This is a genomic window from Nocardiopsis sp. N85 (genome assembly GCF_028882275.1).
GTDB lineage: Bacteria > Actinomycetota > Actinomycetes > Streptosporangiales > Streptosporangiaceae > Nocardiopsis > Nocardiopsis lambiniae.
Genome location: NZ_JARBUT010000022.1, coordinates 38,841 through 57,028, shown reverse-complemented (window position 1 = coordinate 57,028; position 18,188 = coordinate 38,841). Strand labels below are relative to the sequence as shown.

The 18,188-nt window shown below is 70.5% G+C and carries 18 protein-coding genes; 9 read left to right on the top strand and 9 right to left on the bottom strand.

The genetic code is table 11. The features are described from left to right. Positions 1–74 precede the first annotated feature (74 nt). Positions 75–524, top strand: coding sequence for an ATP-binding protein (locus tag PWG71_RS24150; protein WP_274812272.1), 450 nt, complete (start codon positions 75–77; stop codon positions 522–524). Next, positions 521–769 carry a hypothetical protein gene (locus tag PWG71_RS24145; RefSeq protein ID WP_274812271.1) on the top strand — a complete coding sequence of 83 codons (249 nt, stop codon included), beginning with the start codon at positions 521–523 and terminating at the stop codon, positions 767–769. The genes PWG71_RS24150 and PWG71_RS24145 overlap by 4 nt, the downstream gene beginning before the upstream one ends. Before the next feature lie 11 nt (positions 770–780). Here the strand turns inward: PWG71_RS24145 and PWG71_RS28880 are convergent, their stop codons facing one another. Together PWG71_RS28880 and PWG71_RS24130 are read right to left on the bottom strand one after the other, a co-directional pair. Then, the gene (locus PWG71_RS28880; protein WP_446725092.1) at positions 781–1,128 is read right to left on the bottom strand and encodes a tyrosine-type recombinase/integrase; all 348 of its coding nucleotides are present in this window, start codon (positions 1,126–1,128) and stop codon (positions 781–783) included. A 737-nt stretch (positions 1,129–1,865) separates the two neighbouring features. Then, complete coding sequence (locus tag PWG71_RS24130; RefSeq protein WP_274812270.1) at positions 1,866–3,338, bottom strand: serine hydrolase domain-containing protein; 1,473 nt, start codon at positions 3,336–3,338, stop codon at positions 1,866–1,868. Positions 3,339–3,570: 232 nt separating this feature from the next. Between PWG71_RS24130 and PWG71_RS24125 the strand changes: the two genes are divergently transcribed. Continuing rightward, positions 3,571–3,708 (top strand): hypothetical protein, encoded by a 138-nt coding sequence (locus PWG71_RS24125; protein WP_274812269.1) that lies wholly within the window; start codon positions 3,571–3,573, stop codon positions 3,706–3,708. A gap of 37 nt (positions 3,709–3,745) precedes the next feature. Here the strand turns inward: PWG71_RS24125 and PWG71_RS24120 are convergent, their stop codons facing one another. From PWG71_RS24120 to PWG71_RS24110, 3 genes are all read right to left on the bottom strand, one after another. Next, on the bottom strand, positions 3,746–4,093 hold the full coding sequence (locus PWG71_RS24120; protein WP_274812268.1) for a ribosomal protein L7/L12: 348 nt from the start codon (positions 4,091–4,093) through the stop codon (positions 3,746–3,748). A 94-nt stretch (positions 4,094–4,187) separates the two neighbouring features. Then, positions 4,188–5,255 (bottom strand): alkene reductase, encoded by a 1,068-nt coding sequence (locus tag PWG71_RS24115; protein WP_274812267.1) that lies wholly within the window; start codon positions 5,253–5,255, stop codon positions 4,188–4,190. Between the two features lie 13 nt (positions 5,256–5,268). Then, complete coding sequence (locus tag PWG71_RS24110) at positions 5,269–6,174, bottom strand: EamA family transporter (protein ID WP_274812266.1); 906 nt, start codon at positions 6,172–6,174, stop codon at positions 5,269–5,271. 104 nt (positions 6,175–6,278) lie between these two features. On the opposite strand from PWG71_RS24110, the gene PWG71_RS24105 reads away from it, so the two are divergent. Further along, positions 6,279–6,833, top strand: coding sequence for a MarR family winged helix-turn-helix transcriptional regulator (locus PWG71_RS24105; RefSeq protein ID WP_274812265.1), 555 nt, complete (start codon positions 6,279–6,281; stop codon positions 6,831–6,833). A gap of 69 nt (positions 6,834–6,902) precedes the next feature. Beyond that, a complete protein-coding gene (locus tag PWG71_RS24100) occupies positions 6,903–8,141 on the top strand; it encodes a DUF418 domain-containing protein (protein ID WP_274812264.1) in 1,239 nt (412 codons plus the stop codon). A gap of 233 nt (positions 8,142–8,374) precedes the next feature. On the opposite strand, the gene PWG71_RS24095 is transcribed toward PWG71_RS24100, so the two are convergent. Beyond that, complete coding sequence (locus PWG71_RS24095) at positions 8,375–8,932, bottom strand: lytic polysaccharide monooxygenase auxiliary activity family 9 protein (RefSeq protein ID WP_274812263.1); 558 nt, start codon at positions 8,930–8,932, stop codon at positions 8,375–8,377. 745 nt (positions 8,933–9,677) lie between these two features. Between PWG71_RS24095 and PWG71_RS24090 the strand changes: the two genes are divergently transcribed. Continuing rightward, positions 9,678–10,523, top strand: a complete 846-nt coding sequence (locus PWG71_RS24090) for an oxygenase MpaB family protein (RefSeq protein WP_274812262.1) — start codon at positions 9,678–9,680, stop codon at positions 10,521–10,523. On the opposite strand, the gene PWG71_RS24085 is transcribed toward PWG71_RS24090, so the two are convergent. Further along, entirely contained in the window at positions 10,456–13,449 is a 2,994-nt protein-coding gene (locus PWG71_RS24085) for an AfsR/SARP family transcriptional regulator (RefSeq protein WP_446725094.1), read from the bottom strand. The genes PWG71_RS24090 and PWG71_RS24085 overlap by 68 nt on opposite strands. 117 nt (positions 13,450–13,566) lie before the next feature. After that, positions 13,567–13,761 carry a hypothetical protein gene (locus PWG71_RS24080; protein WP_274812261.1) on the bottom strand — a complete coding sequence of 65 codons (195 nt, stop codon included), beginning with the start codon at positions 13,759–13,761 and terminating at the stop codon, positions 13,567–13,569. 937 nt (positions 13,762–14,698) lie between these two features. On the opposite strand from PWG71_RS24080, the gene PWG71_RS24075 reads away from it, so the two are divergent. From PWG71_RS24075 to PWG71_RS24065, 3 genes are all read left to right on the top strand, one after another. Beyond that, positions 14,699–15,241: an NUDIX hydrolase gene (locus tag PWG71_RS24075; protein WP_274812260.1), complete on the top strand. Its 543-nt coding sequence runs from the start codon at positions 14,699–14,701 to the stop codon at positions 15,239–15,241. Positions 15,242–15,437: 196 nt separating this feature from the next. Beyond that, positions 15,438–15,836: a hypothetical protein gene (locus PWG71_RS24070; protein WP_274812259.1), complete on the top strand. Its 399-nt coding sequence runs from the start codon at positions 15,438–15,440 to the stop codon at positions 15,834–15,836. An 87-nt stretch (positions 15,837–15,923) separates the two neighbouring features. Next, positions 15,924–16,733, top strand: coding sequence for a DUF2786 domain-containing protein (locus PWG71_RS24065; RefSeq protein WP_274812324.1), 810 nt, complete (start codon positions 15,924–15,926; stop codon positions 16,731–16,733). 277 nt (positions 16,734–17,010) lie between these two features. On the opposite strand, the gene dnaN is transcribed toward PWG71_RS24065, so the two are convergent. After that, complete coding sequence (gene dnaN / locus PWG71_RS24060) at positions 17,011–18,147, bottom strand: DNA polymerase III subunit beta (protein WP_274812323.1); 1,137 nt, start codon at positions 18,145–18,147, stop codon at positions 17,011–17,013. Between the last annotated feature and the right edge of the window lie 41 nt (positions 18,148–18,188).

Genomic DNA, 18,188 nt, shown 5'->3' with positions numbered 1-18,188 from the left:
CTTCGACCAGGCATGACCGCTCCGTAACGTCACCACCACGATAGAACAGCCGACTGGGACACAGGGTGAGGTTGATGACCCAGAACCCCCGACAGACCGCCTTGGTACCCACTTGCTCCGTACGGCTCCCGGGCACCGGGGAGAACGTGGCCGAGGCCCGACGCTTCACCGTCACGGCCCTGAGAGAAGCGAAGGCCGACGTTCCCGAGGATGTGGTGGAGCGGGCGGAACTCCTCGTCTCCGAGCTGACGACGAACGCGATCCGGCACACGTGCAGTGGAGACGACGGGGAGAGCTTCGTCGTGGTGGTCATCGCCGAACCGGGGCTTGTGCGGGTCACCGTCCGTACCGGGGAACCACGTGATCCCACCCGGGCTCCTGTAGTACACCAGGCGTCCCCTCTCGCGGAGTCCGGGAGAGGACTGGCCCTGGTGGACACGTTGGCCGACGAGTGGGGAGCGTTGCCCTGGCCCGAATGCGGTGTCTTCTTCCAGCTCACGTGGACGGAGGGCTCACGGCGATGACCTACGAACTCAACCCCAGCGCCGCCCTGTACCGGGCACGGCGCGAGTTCACCCACTACGAACTGATGAAGGTGCACGACTCCTCGGGCTCCCCCGAGTACATCGCCGTGCTCAAGCCGAACGCGCTCCACACCGGACACGCAGTGTTGGTGTGCGCTGGTGACGTGGACGAGTTGCGCGCGGTCCTTCGTGCGCAAGGACCGCCCCGCCTCCCTCGTCGTTCCGAGCACCGGGCGCGAGGGTAACGGAATGCTCGTCACTCCCGCGCTTCACGACTGGAACGGTTGCGGATGCGGGAGAGGGCGTCGAGGGCGGTCTCGTCAGCGTCGGGGAGGGTGTGCAGGTAGCGGGCCGTGGTGGCGATGTCGGCGTGGCCGAGGCGTTCCTTCACGATCTGGAGGTCCGCGCCCCGCGCGAGCAGCCACGAGGCGTGCGCGTGGCGAAGGTCGTGCATCCGCAGGCTGACGCCGATGTCGGCCGCCTTCAGGGTGGGCTTCCAGATCTGGCGGCGGAACCAGTCTGACGAGATGTGCCCATCGGTGTCAGGGGTCCGAGGAGACCTGGGATCGTCCTTGCCCTCCGCACGTCGGCGCGCCCGGTACAAGGCGTAGGCGTCCTTACAAGGATTTCCACCATCCGCATCGGCCCGAACTCGGGCATGACGTGCCTGCGGATCGAGTAGGTGTAGCTCTGCCTGGTGGTCGCCTCCACCTCGTGGTTGGGCAGCCAGGTCTCCTCGACGTAGCGCTGGAAGGACTTCCGGCCACGAGCCGGATCACCCACCCGCCCCTCGGCCTGCTTCGCCTCGGCGCGCTGCCACGCCCTGTCGGCGTCCCGCTTGGTGGCGAAAGTCCCCGCCGACCGCTCCCTGTCCCTGATGTCCTTGTAGTAGGCGGTGTAACGCGGTTTCCCGGCCCGCCCTACCCGCTTCCGTGAGAACCCCACGGTTGAACCCTTCTCCCCGACCGTGGTCTGACCGTGGACCGTGCGTCATCACCTGTCAGGGATCGGCCCTGAGCGACACTCCGAATCGCCGCTCTACCAGGGACTCTAGGTCGGTTCGGAAAATCGGTCCAGGGTGGGGTTCTGCGCCGATTCCGCTTCGGGACGAAGAAGTCGTGGGTTCAAATCCCGCCACCCCGACGAAGGAACGGGTGTCCACGCAGGTGGGCACCCGTCCCTTCGTTGTGCGCGCCTTCGATCACTCTCGGGGCGGGTTTCCGGTAAGGCCTCCGCATGTCGACGGGAGACCCGACCCCCTGCTCGCGGTCAGACGAGGGCCAGGAGAGCCAGGAGAACCGCGCTCCCCGCGATGACGGGGAACACCGACAGCCACCGGGCTCACGGCCGGGTCCCTCTCGCGGTCGGGAGGACCGGCCACCGGTGCGCCCCCACCAGGACGGCCCCCACCAGGAGGAGCACGCCGGCGACCCACACCCACGGGGACACCAGGTGCCAGAACCCGGCGAGGAACGCGTATGCGAGCACCGCCGTGCCGCCGAACCCGTAGGCGACGATCCCCGCGCGGTCGGTGGCGCGGCGCCACCAGCGGCCGGGACGACGCCTGGCGGCGAACCCCAGCGCGAAGAGGCCGGGAAGAAGAGTGAGCAGGATCGTGGCGGTCGCGTAGACCCTCTCCCCCGTCGCGTTGTCGGGGCTCGGCTCGTCGACGCCGAGCAGGCGGATGCCGATGTCCTCGCTGAACCGGTGCGTGTTGGACAGGACCACGGCGCCCCGATCACCGGTGTAGCCGATCCACGCCGTATGGCCGTTGGTCGTGGCGTTCCCGCCGTGACCGGTGATCGCCACCCCTCCCAGGGTCTCCACGTACCAGCCCAGACCCTGTTCGCGGCGCTCGACGTCGCCCGGCGCGACGGGGCGCACGGCCTCGGAACCCGGAGCGGATCCCTCCATCACCGCCGCCAGGAGCAGGCCGAGATCGCCCGCGGTCGTGACCAGCCCTCCGGACGGGCCACCGGCCTCCGAGCCGTCCAAGGTGAGGGGGCGGCCGAGGTCGGCGTTGTGCACCTGGAACCCGGGGCCGGCCGCGGCCGTCCAGATAGCACTGTCCTCCATGCCCAACGGGTCGAGGATCCGTTCCTGGACGAGCCGGTCGTAGGTCGTTCCGGCGTGCGCCGCCAGAGCGTGCCCGAGCAGGTCGACGCCGGTGTTGGAGTAGTGGTTGGCCCCTCGGAGCGCGGGGTCGACCCGTACCTCTTCGGCCACGGTCACCAGGAAGTCGTCGACCGATTCGGGCGGCTCCGGGTGGCGTTTGGCCGCGAACTGCCACAGTGTCTGGGGCAGGCTCGTCTCCTCGCGGGTGAGGCCGGCGGTGTGCGTCGCCAATTCCTCCACCTCGACGTCGGCGAGCGCCGGGTCGGAGAAGTCGAGTTCGGGCAGGAGTTCACCGACCCGGGTGTTCAGGGTGAGTTCACCCCGGTCCGCCATGTCGGCGAGCAGCATGCCCGGCAGTACCTTCGCGACCGAGGCGGAGCCGAACAGGGTGCGCTCCTCCACCGGGTCTCCATCGGATCCGGTGGTGCCCAGACCCGCGGTGCGCACGTGGAAGCCTCCCCTCCCGTCCGGTTCGACCAGCGCGACCGACAGCCCGTGGTACCCCGTGGTGTCGTCGATGCCCTGGCGCACGCGTTCGGCCATTTCCGCGTCTCCGCTGGACTCCGCCGCGAGTTCGTAGGGCCGAGGCGCCAGTGTGATCGCGGCGGCGGTGGCGAGGACGGCGATCATCGCCGTGATCACCCATCCTCGGGGGCCACCCGTACGGTGTCGGTCGGCAAGGGGGGTGGGGGCGGTCATACATGGCTCCTCGATCCGGTCCGCTACGCATCCCCCGTGGACACGAGCCGGCCAGGAGACGCTACGGTCGCGGCCGGTCCCGGCACACTACGGGCCTCACCCGTCTCGTGGGTGGGGCGGGATCCACCTCCACGTCCCGCGAAGGAGCCGAACCACCCGTGCGGGCGTCCTCCCCGTCGGCCTGGCGAGTCTCGTGGTGCCGTTGGTCGACTGATTCGTCGCGGACGGGAACGTGGGGGCGGCCCTGGCCGCGGCCGGCGAAGCCGAGCCGACCTACCACACGGTGCGGGCGCTGGACATCGCCGCCGTGCTCGGACCGATGGTCGCGATGTTCCTACCGTCGAGCGGCGCCCATCTGCACGGGCGGTGAACCGCGGGCCCCGGGAGGACCGCGACGCGTCCCGGGGTCAGCGGTCGAGGGCGTCGATGAAGCGGGCGGCCTCCGCCTCGGTCATGCCGGTCTCGCCCGCGACCAGCACGATGGCGTCGGCGACGCGGTCACGGCCGAGCAGCTCCCTGACCCGGTCCGCGAGGGAGCCCGGCCCGGGCTCGACGGGCACCCGCCGGCCCTCCTCGATGGCGTCCACGACACCCTTGGCCTCGGCCAGGCCCAGGCCGGTGCGTTCGCGCACGAGCTTGATGGCCACGATCTTGCGTCCCGCGCGCACGAGCCCCAGCGCGTTGTCGACCGTGTCCTGGTCGAGCGGACCGGGCGGTGTCGGGGGTTGACGGAAACGGTCGAAGAATCCGGCCATGCTCTGGGGTTCCCCTCTTCATGAAGGTGTCGGACGGGCCTCCGCCCCGGCCCCGCAGTGTACGCCGGGGCCGGGACCCGTCCACCGGGAGGGATCAGGCGAGGGCCGGGTAGTCGGTGTAACCGCGGTGGTCGCCGCCGTAGAAGGTGGGGCGGTCCGGGGTGTTGTAGGGGCCGCCGGCGCGGATGCGGTCGGGCAGGTCCGGGTTGGCGAGGAACAGGGTGGCCAGCGACACCGCCTCGGCCAGGCCGCCCTCGATGGTCTCCTCGGCGCGCTCGGGGGTGACCGGGCCCGCGTCCGGGGCGGGGTGCGGGTTGAGGATGAGCGAGCCGGACCACGCGGAGCGGACGAGGGCGGTCAGGCCCCGGTCCCCGGTCTCGCCGACGTGGAGGAACGCCAGCGGGGGCAGGGCGGACAGGAGCACGGGGTAGAGGTCGGCGGCGTCGCTCTCGGCGATGTCGTTGTAGGGGTTGGCCGGGGAGATCCGCAGGCCCACGCGGTCGGCCCCGACGGCCTCGGCGACCGCGTCGACGGTCTCGACGACGGCGCGGGAGCGCCCGGTGAGGGAACCCCCGTAGGAGTCGGTGCGCCGGTTGGCGTTGTCGGCGAGGAACTGGTGGAGGAGGAATCCGTTGCCCGCGTGGACCTCCACCCCGTCGAACCCGGCGTCGACCGCGTTGCGGGCGGCCCTGGCGAAACCCTCGACGGTGCGGGCGATGTCGTCGGCGGTGAGTTCGCGGGGAACCGGGTACTCCAGGGCGCGGCCCGGGGCGTAGGCCCGACCGGCGGCCCGTACCGGGGAGGGCGCGACCGGGTGGTGGCCCTCGTGGTTGAGGTCCGGGTGGCCGATGCGCCCGGCGTGCATGAGCTGGGCGACGATGCGTCCGCCGGCGCGGTGCACGGCCTCGGTGACCGGACGCCAGGAGGCGACCTGGGCGTCGGTGTGCAGACCCGGGGTGTCGATGAAGCCCTGGCCGACGGCGTCGGGGTGGACGCCCTCGGTGATGATCAGCCCGGCTCCGGCGCGCTGGGCGTAGTACTCGGCGGTGAGCGCGGTGGCGCGACCGTCCGGGGTGGCGCGGTTGCGGGTCATGGGCGCCATCACCAGGCGGTTGGCGAGGGGGATCTTGCCGAGGGTGGTGGGGGTGAAGAGCCGGGACACGGCGGTCTCCTTTTCAGCGGACGGGGGTGGGGGCGGGGGTGCGGGCGGCCGGTGCTCGGGGCGGCCGACCGGCCAGGACGACGGCGGTGATGACGGCGAGGGCACCGACCAGTTGGAGGGGGGCCAGCGCCTGGCCGAGGACCAGGTAACCGAGGAGGACCGCGGCGAGGGGGCTGCCGAAGGACAGGAAGGAGACCGTCGGCGCGGGCAGGCGTTCGATGCCGCGGAACCAGAGCGCGTAGGCGATGAGCGCACCGATGACGCTCAGGTAGGCGAACCCGGTGAGGTTGCCGACGGTGATCCGGTCGGGGAGTCCCTCGACGAGGAGCAGGAAGGGGAGCAGGGCCAGCCCTCCGGCGGTCAGTTGCCATCCGGTGAAGGTCAACAGGGTCGTGCCCGGTGGGCGTCCCCAGCGTTTGGTGAGCACGATACCGGTGGCCATGCTGACCGCGCCGAGGAGACCGGCGATGACGCCGACGGTGTCGAGGGCGGCGTCGGGGCGCAGGACGAGGAGGGCGACCCCGGCGATGGCGGTGGTCGCGGCGAGGATCTGGACCGGGCGGATCCGGTCGCCGAGCAGGAGTGCGGACAGGCCCAGGACGAGGATCGGCTGGATCGCCATGACGAGCGCGGCCACCCCGCCGGGCAGGTGGTAGGCGGCCACGAAGAGGAGGAGGAAGAAGGCGCCGATGTTGAGGACGCCCAGGACGGCGGAGCGCCACCACCAGGAACCGCGGGGGAGGACGCGGCCGAGGGCGATCAGGGCGAGGCCGACCGGAAGGGCGCGGACCGTGGCGGCCAGCAGGGGGCGGTCCGGGGGGAGGAGTTCGGTGGTGACGAGGTAGGTGCTGCCCCACACGACCGGGGGGAGGGTGGTGAGGAGGAGGTCGGATAAGCCTCCCCTGGCGGTGGCACTCATGACTCGATCACGAACCTTTCGATGTCAAACTTTCCGATGCCGAGATCATAGGCACACTGCTAACCTGTATGTCAAACAGTTCGACGTCGAAAGGTTGCGCGACGATGCGGGACGCGGTGGACATGTTCCTGGACCAGTGGGCGCGTGAGCGCCCCGGGCTCGACGTCTCCCCCATGGGGCCGATCGGCCGTCTGTCGCGGGCCTCCCACCTGGTGGGGAAAAGGCTGAAGGAGAACTTCGCCCGGGAGGACATGGAGGCGTGGGAGTTCGACGTACTGGCGACGCTGGTGCGCTCCGGACCACCGCACACCCTCACCCCGAAGGAGCTGTCGGCGATGACCATGGTCGGCTCGGCCGCGATGACGAACAGGGTGGACCGGCTGGTCGCCAAGGGGATGGTCGGTCGCGAGGTGGACCCGGACAACCGGCGTCGGCTGCTCATCAGCCTCACCCCCGAGGGGGAGGCGTGGGTGGACCGGGTCCTGGAGGGCCATCTGGCCACCGAACGCCGTCTGTTGGCGGGGCTGAGCGAGGAGGATCGGGCGGGACTCGACCGGTTGCTGCGCGCCCTGTTGTGTTCGCTCGGCGACAGCCAGGACGACCTCGGCCCGGCCACCGCCACCGGCGACCGAGGAGGCCGGGGAAACCGTCCCGTGTGACGTCACGCCACACGGGACGGTGACGCGGCGGCACTGACCCGGGGCGGGCCGCCGGGGGACGGTGAGGTCATGTCCTCTCACACCGAGCACCCACCGCCCGCTCCCGAAGCCGGGCCTTCGGCGCGCTCCACCCCGGTCGCCGAACGCGTGCCGGCACCGGACCTCGCCCGCGGCATGATGCTGCTGCTCATCGCCCTGGCCCACGTGCCCTGGTTCATCTACGACGCCCCCGGCGGCACCGCCCTGCTGCACCCCACCGAGGGGAACCTCGCCGACCGGATCGCCCAGGCCCTGACGATCATCGTCGTGGACGCCCGCACACACACCATGTTCGCCTTCCTCTTCGCCTACGGCATCGGCCAGATGTACGCCCGGCAGAGGACGCGCGGCACGAGCGAACGCGACGCCCGCAGGATCCTGCGTCGCCGCCACCTGTGGATGCTCGTCTTCGGCGCGGTGCACGCCGCCCTGCTGTGGCAGGGCGACATCCTGGGCGTCTACGGGCTGATCGGCCTCGTCATGCTGCCGCTGTTCTTCGACCGCAGCGACCGCACCGTCAAGATCGGGGTGGTCGTGCTGCTCGCCCTGGGCGCCCTGTTCGGCGCCCTCACCCTGTTCTTCTCCCTGGCCGCGGATCCGGTCGCGTCCGCCGGAGGGGCCGCCGACGTGCAGCGGCTCAGCATCTCCGAGACCGACTACCTGGTCTCCGCCGCGATCCGCCTGCCCACCTGGTTCCTCACCCTGTTCTCCGGCGTGCTCACGCTGGCCCTGCCCACGGCCTTCCTCATGGGCCTGCTCGCCGCCCGGTGGCGGATCCTGGAGGAGCCCGGACGCCACCTGCCGCTGCTGCGCCGGGTCGCCTTCTGGGGCATCTCCGTCGGGTGGGCCGTCGGCGCGGTGTTCGCCCTCCAGCACGTGGGCGTTCTGAGCCCCGACCACATGGCGGTGACCGCCTCCGCGCACTTCTTCACCGGCATCTTCACCGGGGTGGGCTACGCCGCGCTCTTCGGCCTCATCGCCCACCGCGTCAGCGCGCGCGGAACCCGGGACCGACTGCCGGTCCGGGCGCTGGTGTCCCTGGGCCGCCGCTCCCTGAGCGGTTACCTCGCCCAGTCACTGGTGTTCGCCCCGTTCCTCGCCGCCTGGGGCCTGGGCTGGGGCGTGCACCTGTCCAGTTGGTCGGCGGTGCTCGTGGCGGTCGCCGCGTGGGCGGCCACCGTGGCGGTGGCGTTCCTGATGGACCGCGCCGGTGTGCGCGGCCCGGCGGAGACCCTGCTGCGCGGGCTCTCCTACCGCGCGAACCGCTGACGGCCCCCGCTCCCCGGCCCGGAAACCCCGGCGCCGGGGCGCACACCGCGGAGCGCGTGCCCCCGAGGGGCGGGGCGGTCGCCGAGCCGCCCGCCTCACCGGCGACGTACTTTCCGTGCTCCGGCGGCGCCGGATCGGGTTCCGCTCGCCGTCGGGGGGTTCGAGTCCGCGGCTCGTGTCCCGGTCGTACACCGACCGTTGGAGCCGCGGACCCGAGACCCTCCGAACCCGCCCTAGCTGCGGATGTTGATGTCGACGCAGACGTAGAAGGCGTTGGGGGTGTCGGCGATGTTCCACACCGCGAGGAGCTTCTGCCGGCCGTTGTAGCCGGACAGGTCCACGTTGTGCGTGAAGGTCGACGGCGGCTGCGCCCCGTTGTCGTTGAACACGTCGACCCGCTGCCCGCCGATGAAGTACTCCCAGGTGGAGGTGCGGTGGTTGGCGGTGATGGTCCACGTGAAGGGCTGGGTGCGGCCCACGTCCGTCACCCGCCACCCGCGGCCGTCGTCGTTGAGCTCGGAGAACTGGGAGTTACCGCCGGAGCAGCTGGTGAGGCCCTTGGGGCCCTCCACGCTCTGCGGCTCCCACTGGATGGAGCCGCACTGGACGATGCCGGCGGCGCACTGGGCCTGCCGGCTCAGCGGATTGGAGATGTAGCCGTGGGCGTTGGCGACACCGGCGGGCATGAGGCCGAAGAACAGCGTGGTGGCGGCGGCGATGGCCGTCGCGGCGCGGAGGCGGCGCTTCCTGCGCGGGGTGGCGCCGGGGGGCACGGACTCAAGGATCGACATGCGAGGCCCTTCTGTGGTGGGTCATGGTCCCCCTTCGCACGGGAACACGCCGAGGGGGACGCGTAGCGGGATGACCCGGACCGTGACCGGTCCAGGGCGGGGCTGGGCGCTCGGGGTTCGGATGGGCCCCTGGCACCGGACGGCGATGTCCCGGAGACCCCTGTGCACCGGGGTCTCCCGCCCGTTCTGGAAGAACGTAAGCAGCCCGTGACGAACGGTCAAGAGGCCTGGTGGCGGGCTATGGAACGATCGGACCGGACCGCCCGCCGGCCCAATGTGCGCGATCCGAGCACTGGTACGGCCACTGGAGGGAGGGGTGTGAGCAGAGGGAACAGGGGGGATTCGGACACGCCGCGCGACCGGTCCACTCCCGAAAGGAGTAGACCAATCCGGAGTGAGCGAGGTCACAGCACCAGACCTGACCAAAAGGACACATTTCCCTTACCCGGCCGCCGAGAACCCGGTCGGAGCCTCGCTCCGAGGGCTTCGGAGTGTCCGGAACCGCCGCAGGACCATCTCCTGCGCGTCGTACAGCCGAAGACCACCCCGGGGCGAGAACGCCTCCTTCACCGTGGCGATCGCCCTGAGGGGCTTTCCGTCGTGGATGAGAGCGTCGACCGGGCATGATCCTCGTCACCCGAGAGGAGCGGGAGAGCCGTGTCGCCATCGCCGGGAGTGTGCACGCGCCCGAAGGTACGGCGTGTGTCACAGCCGACGGAAGCGGTTATCTCCTACGATCCTGGACATGGGCCGATCGTCCGATGAATCCCCGCTGCGGCGGATCACCGCCGAGTCCTGCCTCCTGGGCGGGGCCGGTCACGCCGTGCTGCTCCAGATCGCCCACCCGAGCGTCGCGCACGGGGTGCTCCACCACAGCGACTTCGAGCACCGGCCGTTCTCCCGCCTGTTCGGCACCCTCGCCTACGTGTACGGGACGGTCTACGGCACCGAGGCCGAGAGGGAACGGCTGCACGCCATCGTCCGCGCGACGCACAAGAAGGTCACCGGCCCCGGATACCGGGCGCTCGACGACGACCTGCTGCTGTGGGTCGCCGCCACGCTGTGCCACAACGCGGCCCGCCTGCACACGATGGTGTTCGACGGGTTCCGGGACCGCGACGAGTACGCGCTCTTCCTGCGCGAGGCATCGGTGCTCGGCACCGCCCTGGGGCTGCCGGAGTCGGCCTGGCCGGGCACTCCCGAGGAGTTCGACGCCTATTGGGAGAAGGCGGTGTCGGGCTTGAAGGTCGGCGACGAGGCGCGCGACATCGCCCACCGCCTGTTCCGTCCCCGTCAACCGGTGCTGCGGGCGCTGATGCCCCTGCAACGGCTGCTGACCACCGGGCTGCTCCCCCCCGACCTGCGCGAAGGGTTCGGCCTGCCCTGGTCGCCGCGCAGACAGCGGGTCTTCGACGCGGTCATCGGCATCACGCGGACCGTCTATCCGCGTCTGCCCCGACCACTGCGCGTCCTGCCCGCCACGGTGTGCCTGTGGTCCATACGCCGCAGGGAAGCGGCCCGTCTCAGCCGCCGAACCGTTCGGCCAGGGCCGCACGGGCGCGCTCGGCGTCGGGCGATCCCACCTCGGTGAAGATCTCCGTGGCCGTCCGCAGGAACCCCTCCCCCCGATCCGCGGTCATCATGGGCGCGGGCAGGGTGCCCAGGGCCAGGCAGGCGCGGGCGACGATGTAGCGCTCATCGCGTTCGACGGCGACGGCGTGGGCCTTCTCCAAGGCGATCACGGCCTCCTCGTGGTGACCCGCCTCGGCGTGGGTGATGCCCAGGTCGGTGAGGATCTCGGCGTCGCCGCTGCGGTGACCGGAGCTCTCGGCCAGGACGAGGGCCTCCTCGTGGGCCTCGATCGCCTCGTCCCAGCAGCAGGCCGCCCGGTAGGCGACACCGAGGGAGTTGTGGATGTAGATCCGGCTGGCGACCAGCCCCAGCCGATGGGACAGATCCAGTGCCTCGTCGAGGTCGCGCAACGCCGATTCCACGTCCCCCAGACCGACCTTGGCCTCTCCCATGACCCGTTTGACCAGGGCCCTGGAGTCTTGGTCGTCCTCTTTCGGGACCTTGGCCAGCGCCTGTTCCGCGCAGTGGAGGGCCTCCCGGTGCTGGCCGAGGCCCTGCCGCACGACCGCCAGGTTGCCCCACTGGAGGGCCTCCAGCCGCCGGTCCCCCAAGGCCACCGCGTGTTCGAGGACACCCTGGATGGCCTCGGCCGACTCCCTCAGGCGTCCGACCCGTTCGTAGACCATCCCGAGATTGGCCAGGGCCCGGATGATGCCCCGGCTGTCGCCCACGCGGGTGAGCAGGTCCCGGGCCTCGACGAGCATCCGCAGCGCGTCCTCGAACCGGCCGGAGAAGTAGTGTCCTATGCCCAGGCCGATGAGGGTGACGGCACGGCCGCGGAGATTGCCCTGCCGGTCGCTGATCTGGAGGGCCCGTTCCTGGGAGCTGATGAGCAGCCCCATCTGGCCGTACAGGGCGTAGAAGCGCCACACCGACTCGGCCATGCGCCAGGCGTGCTCCCCGTTGTCGTGCGCGGCGAAGTGCTCGATGGTGTCGGCGAGGTTGTCCCGGTGCAGATCGAACCAGCTCTCCGCGTCGGCGCGGCTCATCAGCTCGGTGCGGTAGCCGGGCTTGATCATCTCCTCGTCCTGGATGGCGCGGGGCCCGAGCAGGTCGGCGGCGTGCTGGGCGGTCGCCAGGTAGTGGTCGGCGAGCCCCGTCCTGATCCGGCCCACGCGCTCCGCGCCGAACTCGCCGGTCGCCCGGTCCAGGGAGAACTCCCTTATGAGGTCGTGCATCCGGTACACGTCGCCCTGGGGCTCGTCGAGCAGGCACACTCCCACGAGCTCCTGGAGGATGTCGTCGGCCTCCTCCAGCGACACGTTCAGCAGCGCCGCCCCACCCGCGAGGTCGATGGTGTTGCCGATCATCAGTCCCAGGGTCAGGAAGGCATGGCTCTGTTCTTCGGTGAGGCTGCGGTAGGAGAGGTCGATCGCGGTCTCGACGCTCTGTCCGTCGACCTGGAGTTCGCGGAACTTGCGGTTCTGCTCGGTGAGCCGGCGCACCACGTGCTCGAAGGACCACCGGGGACGGCTGAGCATACGACCCGCGATCACGCGCAGGGCCAGCGGGAGGCCGCCGCAGATGCGTGCGATCTCGCGGGCGCGGTCCTCCTCGTCCCGGACGCGCGCCTCCCCCAGCACCCGCGAGAAGAGCTCCAGGGAGGACCGTTCGTCGAACATGCCGAGGGAGAGGAACCGGGCCCCGCTCAGACCGGAGAGTTCGTTGCGGGTGGTGATGAGGGTGAGCGATCCGGGCGAGGACGACAGCAGCGGACTGACCTGGGCGTGGTTGACGGCGTTGTCCAGGATGAGCAGGATCCGGCGCCCCATGAGGGTGGCCCGCCACAGGGCGGCCCGCTCCTCCAGCGTCTCGGGGATCGTCTCCGGCTCCACGCCCACGGCGCGCAGGAGGGAACCGAGCGCGGAGGACGGGTCCAGGGGCTCCTTGCCCGCCGTGTACCCGTACAGGTCGATGAAGAGCTGGCCGTCGGGATAACGTTTGGCGGATTCGTAACCGAACCGCACGGCCGTGGTGGTCTTACCCTCTCCGCCGGCACCCGTGATGACGCAGACCTGGGCCCGGTCATCGTCGGCCAGTGCCACCTCCTCCAGGCTCCGCAGGACGTCCCCCCGTCCGGTGAAGTCGGGCAGGTCCCGGGGCAGGTCGTTGCGGACCCGATAGCGGACCCCGGGTTCCGTTGGTTCCGTCGCCGCGTTCCGTCCCTGGGCGGCGTCCTCGTGGAGGATGCGCGCGTGCAGGGCGGCGAGTTCGGGGCCGGGGTCGACGCCCAGTTCGTCCGCCAGCCGCGCCCGGAAGTCCTCGTAGGCGGCCAGGGCGCGGGCCTTCTCGTTGTCCCGCCAGAGCGCGGTGATGAGCAGGTGGTGCAGGCGTTCGCGGAACGGCTCCTCCCCGGCGAGCGGCGTGAGGCGGGAGATCACCTCGGCGTACCGGCCCAGTCCCAGGGCGCACGTGGCCCAGGCGATGACGGCCGCCCAGCGCTCCTCCCGGAGGGGCGAGATGACGGTGTGCTCCAAGGCCTCCGAGCCGATACCGGAGAAGGGGACTCCACTCCAGCAGGCCAGCGCGCGGTCCAGGAGCTCCACCGCGTGTTCGGGTTCGGCGCGGACCGCTTCGTCCCGCAGACGACGGAACCTGTGCAGGTCGACGCTCTCCGGATCGACGTCCAGGACGTAACCGCCGGCCGTGGTGGAGATGCGGTCGGGGAGCAGCCGACGCAGGTGGGAGACCTGTACCTGAATGACCGAACGGGCGGTGCGCGGCGGGTCGTCACTCCACAGGTAGGCGATGATCCGGTCCACGGTGACCTCGCGGCCGAGATCCACCAGAAGTGCGCCCAGGACACAACGCTGGCGCGGTCCACCGATCGAAACCGGACGCCCGTCGGACCAGACGGTGATGGGGCCGAGCACACCGAATTCCACAAGCAGCAACCCTAGCAAGGCGAATTGCGCACAATCGGAATCCGGGCACGCCAAAGGCTCCGAGCATCTTCCCCTCGCATCAGATACCCGGAGTGATCTTTTGGCTACTTCAAGCCGCTACTTCTCTTCCTTGGGCACTTCTTCGACCGGCATTCCCTGACGGGGCTCCTCGGCGGGGACCGGCGCCACCGGGTCGGGCTCCGGGTAAGCGGGGGCCGGCGCCACCGGGTCGGGCTCCTGGTAGGGCCTCATCTTCGCCTCGGGCATCCCGTCGGCGACGATCGCCCCGAAGCGGTCATCGAGAGTCAGCATCTGGGGGACTCGCACTCCTCGTCTCACCGCGCTCGTATAGAGCCGCAAGGTGGCCCTACGTCGTCTGAGTGTCATCACGGAACTCACCGCCCTTCGGGCGGACAGGGCCACCCGTGGCGAACTCCGCCTCGGGGAACGCCACGGGTGGCATGTGTCCAACGAACGTCGACCCGGTCCAGGGGTACGCGAGCCGTCCTCTCGCGACGACCGGTCGTGCCGAACGTGTTCAACACTGGAGCCACCCTCTTTCAGGGCGCTTTCAGTCCACTTACAGTCCACGAGGAGACCGGGGTCACGGCTCACTCCGGGCAGGGTCTCCGGAATACCCGATCACGCACCCGTGGCTTTTCCCGGAGCACCGGGGCGGGAGGGCCGGCGCACGGCGGGACGGAGTGGAATGGTAATCGACTCCGAGAGCGTATTCGGTTTTTCCGATACCCGGGCGGCATCGGACGAAACGCGATCGGGACCTCACCGGCAGGAACGGCGTGACCGCCGGGGCGGCGCCGCGCCCCCCGCGCCCGCCTTCGACGAACCGGTCCGGCGGTCCCTCCCGGACCACCTCCGCGCGGTTCGGCGTCGATCGGCGGCGGTCCTGAGCGCACCACCTGGGACATGATCACGAACGTGATCGGGGTCGGACCGAGTCCGGCGAGCGGGCGGCTCCGGTCGACGTCGGCGAGTCGGACCGGCCCGCGCGGCGGTACCGCGTGCAGCAGCGTTCCGGCGGTGTGGACGCACGACGATGGGACCCAGTAGCGTCCGGCGAGACCGGGCGCGTACGCGGGTAAGAGGATTGCGGAAGTCGTCGAGCGTGCCGTGGGTTCAGGAGAGTAGTGGGCGTCACCGTCCGCGCACGGGCGCCTCGGCGAACGACGGATCACGGATGACGGACGGTGTGCGCGAGGCAGGGCGCACGGGGAATCGGGAGGCATTGATGGAGGACGGCGACGGGAACGGCTGGGTGGGTCTGCCGGACGGGTCCAAGCGCTGGGGAGTCTACGGGGCCGCCGGGTTGCTGTTGTACGGCACCGACGTGGCCGGAACCGGCCATGTCCTCCTCCAGCACCGGGCCGAGTGGACGCACATGGGCGGCCTGTGGGGCATTCCCGGTGGTGCGCGCAACCGGGACGAGACCCCCTTGGAGGCGGCGATCCGGGAGTTCCGCGAGGAGATCGCCGGCGACCTGGCCGGCTACACGGTGGTGGGGGTGCACGAACACGACCTGGCGGTATGGCGCTACGACACGTTCCTGGTGAGGGTTCCGGAGCTGGCCCCCTTCGAACCCGGCAACGAGGAGAGCATCGAGATCCGGTGGGTGCCGGTGACGACGGCGGAGTCGCTGCCGCTGCTGCCCGCCTTCCGGACGGCCTGGCCGTCGCTGGTGACGGATCTGAGCAGGAGCGTCGACGCCCCCGGCGTCACCGGGGTCACCGGACTCGGCCGAACGGGTGGGGCGTCCCCGGCGGGCACTTCTTGAGTCGACCGTTCGTTGTGCCGACGTGGTCCGCGTATCCCCCGTCCGTCCACCGGCCGCACCCTCCGGAGTGCGGTGGCGGTCCCTCGGGGGTAAGTCAGGGGTGTGCCCTGATGCGCGTGCGACCCGGGGCATTGCATTCTGATGGGGACGGCCCGGCCGAGAGCGGTCGTCACGCGAACGGACTGGAGCGGTGGACATGACGCTGGAGCGCGGTAACGCATTCACTCCCGTCGCCTCGGCGACGATGATCTGGCCTTGGACGATGTCCGTGCTGGGTGGGGCGGCCGGTGGCGCCCTCTTCTTCTTGACCAGCCTGAGCGGCGGCATCCTCCCCGCCGTCATGTCGGGCCTGGGCGCGGCCGTGATCTTCTTCTCGCTGATCGGCGGCGTGGGGGGCGTGCTCAGCAAGAAGGCCGATCGACGGGGCAGGCGGTACGCGGCCGCCTACCCCTTCCGATACGCCGCGGTTCCCGCGATCGTGGGCGGTGTGGGCTACGGGATCCTCACGTTGAGCCCGTTCACGGCGATCTTCGTCGCCCTGGCGATCTGGGCGACGGTGGGCGTGATCGCCATGGTGGTCGGGGACAAGAAGTAGGCTCGGTGTTTTCCGCTCAGGTGCGGAAAGGGAGAACACACCTACGGGAGCAACCGGGCGCCGATGACTGAAGCTGCTCGTCAGAAGATGGTCGAGCGGGTCCGAGGGCTCCTCCGCATGGCGGAGGACCCCTCGGTCACCGATGCCGAGAGCCAGGCGTTCACCGCCAAGGCCGCCGAGCTGATGACCCGCCACGCGATCGCGGAGGCCGAGACCCGCGCGGAGCGGGGCGAGGAACCCGACGCGATCGGCCGCATGGACTACACCGTCTCCGGGGCGGGCGGCCACGGCAAGGCCCGCGTGCGCGCCCTGGCCGACATCGCCGCCGCCTACGGATGCCAGTCGGCGGTCCGAGGCAACTCCTCGGAGAACACCGACCGGGTGATCATCCTGGTGGGCACGGTCAGCGCGCTGGACGCGCTGCGCATGCTGATGCCGTCGATCTCCATGCAGATGGAGTCGTCGGCGAAGTTCATGAGCTCGGCGCACGTGACCGATATCCGCGAACTGCGCAACTACACACGGTCGGCCCTGGAGACCGAGCGCAAAAGGTACTACCGATCGTTCGTGCGCGCTTACGGGCAGGCGGTCGCCGAGCGCATCAAGGAGTTCCGTCGGCGCTTGCAGGAGATGGCGGGGCCGAACGGCACGGGGGGTTTCTCGGCCGGCAAGGACGGGACCTCGATCCGCGGCGCCGAACTGGTGCTGCGCGACGACGTGCACCGCGTCCAGGAGGAGTTCCAGAAGCAGTTCCCGCAGTTGCGCAAGCACCGGCCGGAGCGGACGCACAGCCCGGCCGGGGCGCGGGCGGGATACCAGCGAGGGCGGCAGGCGCAGTTGGGCCTGGAGACGTCCGTAACCGGTGGGGGTACGTCCTCTCTGCCCACAAAAGAGTGACTGAGCAAGACTTGCCAGCCTTGCACCTTATGTCCTAGTTTGCGTCACTTTGGGGGGTCGGAGAAGGCTCCGATCCACGAAGTTTTCCACAGGCTGTGCACAGAAACGCCCCCTGCGACGTTCTCGCACGTCAAAGCGTAAATGCGAGAGCGAAGCGGGGGCGATTCGGGTGCTCCTGGGGCTGATTACCCCGGGTTATCCACAGGCTGATCGCCAGCCTGTGGAAAACCTGTGGAAAGATCGTCGGCAAGTCGGGGAAAAGGCCCGAATCCGCTGATCAGGACACCCGCAACGGCTGTACCAGATACCGGAAGGAGGGGGCCTCACCCTCCTTGGACGGAACCTCGGTGAACACGGCGGGTTTCGTCGGTTCCGTGAAGTTCAGGTGGGCGATGTCCGTCGAGATCGCCGTGAGACCGTCCATCAGATAGTCCGGACGGAACGCGACCCGCAGCGGATCGCCCTGGTAGTCGACGGCGATCGCCTCCACCGCCTGGGCGTCCTCACCGGAACCCGCCTCCAGCGACACCTCGCCCTCGCTGAACGCCAATCGCAGCGGCGTGTGCCGGTCTGCCACCAGGGCCACCCGCTTGACCGCCTCCATCAGTGGGGCCACCGCCACCTCGGCACGGGCGGCGAACTCGGCGGGGAACCAGGCGGCGTACTTGACGAAATCGCTGTCGATCAACCGGGTGGTGCTGCTGCGCACCCCGTTCTCGAAGCCGATGGTCCCCTCCCCCGGCGCCAACCCGCCGCTTCCGGGCCCGGTCGACAGGGCCACGTCGACGTTGGAGCCGCCGATCACGCCCCGGACCATGTCGTGCAGGGTGCGCGCGGGCACCAGCGCGGACACGTCGATGTCGGGGTCGTCCGGTTTCCACCACAGTTCGCGCACCGCGATGCGGTAGCGGTCGGTGGCCACCAGGCTCAACGTGTCGGCGGTGAAGTCGAGGTAGGCGCCGGTCAGCATCGGCAGGGTGTCGTCGCGACTCGCGGCGGGGGTGACCTGGCGGACCGCCTCCACGAAGGTGTCGGCGGGCACCGAACCGATCCTGTCCGGCATGCCGGGCAGGGTGGGATAGTCCTCCAGGGGCATGGTGATGAGGGTGAACCGGGCGGCGCCCCCGCTGATCCGCACCCTCGTGCCGTCGGTGTCGATGTGCACCGAGCCCTCGGGGAGGGTGCGCACGATCTCGGAGAGCAGCCGGCCGGGGACCAGAACCGCGCCGGCCTCCTCCACCAGCACCTCGACCGAGGCCCGCGTGGAGACCTCGTAGTCGAAGCCGGACAGACCCAGCGTGGAACCGCCCTGGGGGACCTCCAGTCGCATTCCGGCGAGCACGGGTACGGCGGGGCGGCTGGGGAGGGCCCGCGCGGTCCAGGCCACCGCCTCGGCGAACGCGTCGCGGTCCACACGCAGTTTCACGATCTGCCTCCTCGTCGGCATGGTTCAGG